Here is a 272-nt window from a genome sequence, read left to right on the forward strand (position 1 = left end):
GGTCAGCTCGCGGGCGCGGTCGGCACGGAAGTTCATGAACACCACGGCGTCGCCGTCTTCAACTTTTACCGGATCACCGATGGAAGTGGCTTTGACGAATTCGTCGCTCTCGCCACGGGCGTAAGCGGCTTCCAGACCTTCCTGCGCGGTGGCGGCGTTGAATTCGCCGTTGCCGTCGACGATCAGGTTGTAGGCCTGGGCGACGCGATCCCAACGGTTGTCACGGTCCATGGCGAAATAGCGGCCGATGATGCTGGCGATCCGGCCTTTGC

1 pseudogene is annotated in these 272 nt (G+C 62.5%); it reads right to left on the minus strand.

The annotated features are described in order from the left end of the window. A pseudogene (locus AAEY72_RS14895) lies at positions 1–272 on the minus strand (2,3-bisphosphoglycerate-independent phosphoglycerate mutase); the annotation flags it as partial.

The organism is Psychrobacter sp. W2-37-MNA-CIBAN-0211 (genome assembly GCF_040309405.1).
Lineage (GTDB): Bacteria > Pseudomonadota > Gammaproteobacteria > Pseudomonadales > Moraxellaceae > Psychrobacter > Psychrobacter glaciei.